This is a genomic window from Bacteroidota bacterium, from assembly GCA_030706565.1.
Lineage (GTDB): Bacteria > Bacteroidota > Bacteroidia > Bacteroidales > JAUZOH01 > JAUZOH01.
In genome coordinates, this window is the sequence record JAUZOH010000175.1 from 1 (window position 1) to 7,861 (window position 7,861).

A 7,861-nucleotide genomic window follows, 5' to 3' on the forward strand; every position below is an offset into this window, starting at 1 on the left:
CCACCCACCTGTCAAAGGCACTGCAAAAAGCCGGGCATCATATTCTTCAGATATACAGCCGTACGGAAAAATCCGCAAAAGAACTGGCAATGCAACTTAATGTACCGTATACCTTTAATTTATCGGATTTAAATAGAGAGGCCGATTTATATGTTATCTCCGTTAGCGATAAAGCAATAGAACCCTTATTGGCTCAAAAGGATTTCGGGAAAAAACTGGTGATTCATACCTCAGGAAGCATCAGCATGGATGTTTTCAAAGGACATGCATCCAATTACGGGGTTTTTTATCCCCTTCAGACTTTTTCAAAATTCAAGGAAATAGACCTTAAAAAGGTTCCCGTCTGTATTGAAGCAAACACCAGGGAAAATGAAGAAATATTGCTGGCAGTTGCCCGTGAATTGTCGGATAATGTCCAACTGGTCGACTCGCAACAACGGGAAATCATCCATGTAGCAGCCGTTTTTGCCTGCAATTTTTCCAACCAGATGTACGCCATTGCCGATAAACTGCTTAAAGAACACGGGTTGCCCTTCAATATCCTGCTGCCCCTGATCGACGAAACTGCAGAAAAAATCAAAATAACTTCCCCTTTGGAAGCTCAAACAGGACCGGCAGTACGAGATGACCAAAATGTTATTGACAACCACTTAAAACTACTGACAAATTTCCCTGAGTTCCAAAAAATATATAGCTTTGTAACCGAAAGCATACAAAGTTTGCAGGAAACCAAGAAAAAATAAAAATCATTTTAACAATATTTTTTAATGCCAGATGGGAAATTTTAAAGAAGATATTAGGAAAGTTAAAGCCTTTGTGTTTGATGTGGATGGAGTATTTACCGATGGCAGTGTACATTTATTCCCTAATGGCGATATTATCCGCACCATGAACATAAAAGACGGATATGCCTGTCAATATGCCATAAAAAAAGGCTACCCTATTGCGATCATAACGGGGGGCGACTCAGAGCCTGTCCGCTGGCGTTTCGAAAGGCTTGGGATCAACGATATTTATCTCAAATCAGACAGCAAAATGAAAGCCTATGAAGATTTCCTTAAAAAATATTCGCTGAAAAACGAAGAAATCATGTACATGGGCGATGATATCCCCGATTATGAAGTGATGCATAAGGTAGCTGTACCGGTTTGCCCTTCCGATGCTGCCGAAGAAGTTAAAAGCATCAGCGCTTACATCTCCTATAAAGAGGGAGGAAAGGGTTGCGTTCGTGATGTTATTGAACAGGTTCTTAGGGTTCAGGGTAAATGGCTTGAAACAGATGCATTTCAATGGTAAAAAATATTAATAAAAATATGATCCAGGTTGAAGCTTTTTTTAAGCTTGTACGTTGGCCCAATTTGTTAATCATTGCGGTCACACAATATATCATCAGGTATTGCATTATTTTACCCATGCTGAGAATCAATGGATTTGCCCTTCAGTTCAGCTCATTTGATTTCTTCTGCCTGGTGCTGTCAACGTTATCCATCGCCGCCGCCGGATATGTAATCAATGATTATTTCGATACCAAAACAGACTCAATCAACCGTCCGCATAAAATTATCGTAGGCAAGTATATTTCACGCCGGGCTGCAATTTTAATCCATACCGTTTTAAACGTTTTGGGTGTTATCCTGGGATTTTACATCTCTTACCGGATACACCACATTGTGCTTGGTATTGTATTCCCAATGATTGCAGGAATACTCTGGTTTTATTCCACCACTTACAAACGCAATTTCCTGATCGGGAACTTTATTGTGGCTTTTCTGACCGCATGTGTACCTTTATTGGTCGCCGTTTACGATATACCGCCCATTAACAGGGCATATTCACAAATTCTGCTCCAATCTGGTTCTAACTTAAATTATATTTTTAACTGGGCTCTTGTTTTCTCCTATTTCGCTTTCCTGCTCAACCTCAACAGGGAAATTATAAAGGATGTGGAAGATTTTGAAGGAGACCAGGTTTTTGGACGCAATACCCTGCCAATTGTTTTGGGAATTAAATGGTCAAAAGTGATTATCACGTTTCTTAATGCAATTATAATTTTCTCTTTATTCTTTTTTTATTGGAAATATCTGAAAATCAAATTCGACGGGACAGTAGATTTTGTTAGTTTATTCTATTTCATGTTTTTATTGGTTTTCCCTTTACTTATTGTTATTTACAAAATCATTACTGCAAAAGACAAATCAGATTATCATACAGGAAGCATTATCACAAAGTTTGTCATGCTATTCGGACTTCTTTATGCCCTGGTAGCCGACCTCATCATTTCTTATTCGTTCTGAAAACATTCCTGCAATGCTTATTGACGAAATTAAAGATGTTGAAATCATTCTTGCCTCGCGTTCCCCAAGACGAAAAGCTTTGCTTAAAGGATTGGGATTGGATTACAAAACCCTTGATAATGATTCGGAACTCCAGGAAGTATATCCCGATACGCTTACTCCCGGCCAGGTGCCTGTTTTCCTGGCCCAACTAAAGGCCAAGCATTTTGCAGATAAAATCCAAAAGAATACCCTGCTGATCACGGCCGATACCATCGTGGTTTGTGATGACCGTATCATTGGCAAACCATCCGGCCGGGATCATGCCATTGAAATATTGGGATTCCTTTCCGGGAAAAAACATGAGGTTTATACCGGTGTTTGCCTGAGTTCGGCCACTTTGCAGACTTCATTCCTGGCCACAACCCATGTTTATTTCAGAAAACTCACCGAAGAAGAAATTATTTATTATATTGACAAGTACAAACCATTCGATAAAGCGGGGGCTTATGGCATACAGGAATGGATCGGCTTTGCAGGGGTAGAGAAAATCGAAGGCTCTTACTTCAATGTGATGGGATTACCGGTAGAACAACTATATCTGGAACTTGAAAAATTTGTGGCAAGAATAAAAGAGAGATAAAATCGTAACCATCTACTATTTAAAGTTATATGGGAGATTTCCATTATTTCAGAAAGTATCGAATATACTTACAATTAATTGGTTATGAATTAATAAAGCTTTAAATAAACAGTTGAGAGCTTTTTGCGGCTTGGCGTCTTTGCATGAGACGTATTTCTCGCAAAGGCGCCAAACCGCTAAGAATTAATACACAGACATCTCCTATCCATTGATCAAGGCGGTGAATCAGAATTTTGGATTACAATTTTTTAGATGATAATTTACACCAGGGACATAAATAAAATCTAATAATCCACTAAACACTTCCGGGATGAACAATACTTTGCTTGTATATGCAGAAAAATTTTCGCCACGGTTGGATTATACCCTTAACCTTATCTTTAGCGGCATTCTGAAAGTAACCTTTAGCATTACCCATAATATCAGGGAATTTGAGGAATCTGCTGAAGCTAAAATCAATTATTCACCCGAAAAAGTAAAATCAGGAATCCGGATTAACCCTTGCGGATTATTATTTGAAACGGGCATTCACCCGATAGACATTCAAATCAGCCAGTGGAAAAACCATCCCTGCTTTTTTCAAACAGACCAAGCCTCAGACGTGCCTTTTGACCTGTTCGCCGCTTCTTTCTTTCTGGCCAGCAGGTATGAGGAATACCTTCCGTTTAAAACCGACCAATATGGACGTTTTGAAGCAATCCAAAGCCTGGCCTTTAAATATAATTTCCTTCAGGTGCCTATTGTAAATCAGTGGGTTCAGGAATTGGCCAGGCTTATTAACAATCAATATCCTTCGTTTGTTTTTCCTCCCTTAAAGTTTTCATTTTTGCCCACTTTTGACATTGACGATGCTTATGCCTACCGTCACAAAGGATTGCTGCGCACAGCAGGGATTTTGGCTAAGGCAGTTTTGCAGGGGAATGTAAAAAAATTTGAAAACTGCCTCAAAGTGCTGGCTTCACGGATGCCGGATCCTTTCGACTGTTACGATTATATGTTATTTTTTCATAAACAGTATCACCTGAAACCTTTACTATTCTTCCAGGTTGGCCGTTATGGCAAATACGATAAAAACATATCTTCCACCAATAAAAAGTTCCGGCAACTCATACAAAAAATGGACCTTCAAACAGAAACCGGGTTACATCCCTCCTTTAGAAGTGCTGATCATCCTGAACTCATTGTTAAAGAAAAAGCTGAACTTGAAAAAATCACAGGACAAAAAATCAATCGCAGCAGGCAGCATTATCTTAGGCTCAGCTTGCCGGACACATACAGGAATCTTATTAAAGCCGGAATTGACAAGGACTTTACAATGGGTTATGCGACGCAAGCCGGATTTCGTGCAGGAATTTGCAGCCCTTTCCCTTTTTATGACCTTCAGAATGAGGAAACAACTTCACTGATTATTTTTCCACTGGTTGTAATGGACATTACTTTAAAAAAATATCAGGATTTAAATCCATTACAGGCCGATGAAGCAATAAAGATATTGATAGATAAGGTAAAAGCCGTAAACGGAACCTTTGTAAGCCTGTGGCACAACGAAACCATAGTTACTGAAGGCCCATGGAGGCAGGTGATGGAAGATATGTACAAATATATTACACGAAATAATCAATATTTCATTCAGAAGCAATGAAATATTTAATTGCCGTTGGCTAAAGCCAACGGGTTGGATAAGCAATTTTCCCTGGCTTTAGCCAAATCATTTTGGCATAATTTGATTTTTTGAAAATACATTTGGGCTAAAACCCAATAAATACCTTAATTTCAGTCCGCCAGCTAAAGCTGGCGACAATTCATGGCAAAATTAATAATAACAAAAACTAAAACTAAAGCCGGCAATTCATGGCTGATGGCAATGAAATAATGGGATAATGGGTTAATGGGATAATGGGATAATGAGATAATGAGATAATGAAATAAAGGGAAGTTGATAATTTCCGAATTATGAATTGACGTTGGCTTTAGCCAACGGATTTATGGGAAAAAAATTCAAATTCCTTAAATCCAAAAAACAATGATCAACTATATTTTACATGATTTTATAGATAAGGGGAAATGGGATGAATGTATTACAAAATCCAGGCCCGACCTGATCTATGCCCATTCCTGGTACCTGGACATTGTATGCAGCAAATGGGACGCATTGGTTGAAAATGATTACGAAAGGGTGATGCCGCTTACCTGCAACAGGAAATATTTCATCCATTACCTTTATCAGCCTTTTTTCACCCAACAACTGGGTATTTTCTCACCTACGGATACCCGTTTGTCCAAAGCGAAGGAATTCATGGCCCACATCCCTTCCAAATTTCGTTACGCGGATATTTCGCTGAACGAAGGCAACCTCTTCAGCCCGGATGTTATACCTTTTTCTGAACTTCATGTTCAGAACCGACGGACTCTTGTCCTCAACCTTGATAAAAGTTACGAGAAACTGCAGGAAGGATATAGCCAAAACACGAAACGTAATATCCGCCGTGCCGTTGAAAATCAGATCAACATTGAGGAGAGCAAGGATCCGGATATTCTTATACAACTTTTCTGCAAAAACAAAGGACAAGAATTAAATTCCCTTAAACACAGGCATTATAGTCTTTTAAAAAAATTGATGGAAACCAGCTTCCAAAAAGGGACAGGTAAAATGCTGCTTGCCTGCAGCCCTAATGGGGAACCTTGCGGAAGTGCGTTTTTTCTCAGCCATGCCCATCGGCACATATTCCTTTTTTCTGCCACCAACTCCAAAGCCAAGGCAACCGGAGCCATGACCCTGCTGATTGATTCCTTCATTCAACGCGAAGCCAATCAACCGGTTGAGCTAGATTTTGAAGGTTCCGTCATTGAAGGACTGGCCAGGTTTTATAAAAGCTTCGGTGCAACAGAGCGCCAATATCAAAGGATACAGATAAACAGGCTTCCCAAACCATTAAGAAATCTTAAAAAAGCTATTTAAACCCAACCTGAGACAGGTACCATTGTACAATCAGAGAATTATATGCTGAGCCATTAAACTTAAACCGGATATTCCTTTTTCTCATATCTTCCGCCATAAGAGCAGTGATCTCCTGATAACACATCCAGTCATTGCGCAAAAGAATTTTCTCTTTCACCCATTCAGGAATAAATGGACGCAGGTAATTTTTTAAAACCTGCAGTTTTATCTGCAAAGGGGCTGGTTGAAATTCATTTTCAAAATGAACATGAAAGGGTTTAAAGTAACTTTCTTCAAGCACCCGATTATAAAACCTTTTGTACAGCTTCAGCTCATAAGGCAAAATATTGAAAAAATTTACCAATCCTGTATCCCACAAGGGCAAACGTACCTGATGGCCGAAATAATAATAAACATTGGATGAATTAATGATAAACTTAGCCTGCCGCTCTTTCAAATCCCAATTCTCATAAAGGGAATAAGTCAACAATTTTTTTTCACTGCCCTCTTCTTTTACAGGATTCCAAATCTTTGCTTTTAACATTTGCTTTTCTTTACCGGATAAACCGTAAAGAATAAAATTCCTCTTAAAAATTTCATTAACCAATTTCTTTGCTGAACTGTGTGGTTTTAACTTTCCATCAAGATGGCTCCCGCCCAGGAAATCGCCAGAATGGCCGGGAACAAATACAGCATCTTTTGGAATCAAGGAATGTTCGGTCAGATATTTAACGGCAAAATATTCCTGCATATAAAACATGGAAGAATACTGCGCCGAATAACGGAAATATTCCTGAAAGCAGTCATCCTGAATAAAATCCCTGATCAATTCAGGAGTATATTCCACGAAATACCAGGGATAGCCCAGGATACAGGCTGTTTTACTGGATATCTCCATTTCAGGATTGTCTCTGCGGCCATAAGTAAAGCAAATCACATTCCGTACATCATACTTTTTAAGCATCACCGCTATCAATCTCGAATCATAGCCACCGCTAAGGGGAAGCACTATGGTCCTGCCGCCCAAAGATGCGATCAGCCTTCCGAAAACATCATCCAGCAATTCCTCAAATTTTTTCGTAAATACTTCTTTCGTTGAATCTACAGTAAAAGAAGTTGTATAGGTATGATAAAACGACTGCTCAGCCTTATATTTCCTAAGACAGACCATTTCTCCTGCCTGAACCTGGTAAATCCCCTTTATTAAAGTCTCTCTCCCGGCAACAAATGCTGTTGATCTGAATTCCAACTGAGAAAGTGGGTCAGGGTCCTTTAATCCGGTTATTCCCATCAGAGACTCTATGCTGTCTGAGACATAGAATTCTTTATCCTTAAGGCAATAAAACAGGGGAAATGTCCTGGTTGGGTCGCAAGCCAGATAAACCGCATCTTCTATTTGAACAAAAGCTGTGAATAATCCATTGGCCTGTTCCAGCTTAATTTGCAAACTTTCGTTATCCTTAACATCAAAAAAATATTCCGTTAATCCATCATCACAATAATATTTTCCTTCAGCATCAAAAAGATAACCTTTGGCCCTTATGTTATTTTGAGTAAACCAATGAAATCCATTATTATATTTAGGAGAAAAATGAACCATAACCAGAAACTTATAATAAAACCTGTCTAATTCCTGACAAGCATAAACAAAGCTACGAATTTTAGGCGGGATAAAAATTCCAGAGGTTGTTAATAATTATCGCTATAACCCATCAAATAAAAATAAAAATGGTGAATCGACAGTAAACTACTTTAATCCAAATCAGTTAACAAAAGGAGAATTATTGTCGAAGAGGTTACAGAAAAAGGTATTCCGATTAAGGGAACAGTCTCATGCAATATCAAATAAAAGTTCTTAATATTAACAATTTAAGTTTCGCAACTAAATATTTTCCTGAACGGAATAAAATTTAAAGTCAGTGATTTATTGTCCCTCATTTACCAAGGGGCTAAAACATGCCGGTGATTCATTAAAAAGTTCCAGGACTTTCCTCCGCGAAGCGTTAA

7 protein-coding genes are annotated in these 7,861 nt (G+C 38.7%); 6 read left to right on the top strand and 1 reads right to left on the bottom strand.

Going from position 1 to position 7,861, the window contains the following annotated elements; all coding sequences use genetic code 11:
* The 6 genes from Q8907_09885 to Q8907_09910 all read left to right on the top strand — a co-directional run.
* Positions 1 to 743: DUF2520 domain-containing protein (locus Q8907_09885; protein MDP4274575.1), on the top strand; the 743-nt coding region annotated here is incomplete at its 5' end.
* Between the two features lie 31 nt (positions 744 to 774).
* On the top strand, positions 775 to 1,296 hold the full coding sequence (locus Q8907_09890; GenBank protein MDP4274576.1) for an HAD-IIIA family hydrolase: 522 nt from the start codon (positions 775 to 777) through the stop codon (positions 1,294 to 1,296).
* Entirely contained in the window at positions 1,290 to 2,294 is a 1,005-nt protein-coding gene (locus tag Q8907_09895) for a geranylgeranylglycerol-phosphate geranylgeranyltransferase (GenBank protein MDP4274577.1), read from the top strand. Before Q8907_09890 ends, Q8907_09895 begins: the two co-directional genes overlap by 7 nt.
* 13 nt (positions 2,295 to 2,307) lie before the next feature.
* A complete protein-coding gene (locus Q8907_09900) occupies positions 2,308 to 2,916 on the top strand; it encodes a Maf family nucleotide pyrophosphatase (GenBank protein MDP4274578.1) in 609 nt (202 codons plus the stop codon).
* 310 nt (positions 2,917 to 3,226) lie between these two features.
* Positions 3,227 to 4,558: a polysaccharide deacetylase family protein gene (locus tag Q8907_09905; protein MDP4274579.1), complete on the top strand. Its 1,332-nt coding sequence runs from the start codon at positions 3,227 to 3,229 to the stop codon at positions 4,556 to 4,558.
* A 381-nt stretch (positions 4,559 to 4,939) separates the two neighbouring features.
* Positions 4,940 to 5,875, top strand: a complete 936-nt coding sequence (locus tag Q8907_09910; GenBank protein MDP4274580.1) for a hypothetical protein — start codon at positions 4,940 to 4,942, stop codon at positions 5,873 to 5,875.
* Here Q8907_09910 and Q8907_09915 read toward each other — a convergent pair.
* Complete coding sequence (locus Q8907_09915) at positions 5,868 to 7,454, bottom strand: asparagine synthase-related protein (GenBank protein MDP4274581.1); 1,587 nt, start codon at positions 7,452 to 7,454, stop codon at positions 5,868 to 5,870. The genes Q8907_09910 and Q8907_09915 overlap by 8 nt on opposite strands.
* Positions 7,455 to 7,861 lie beyond the last annotated feature (407 nt).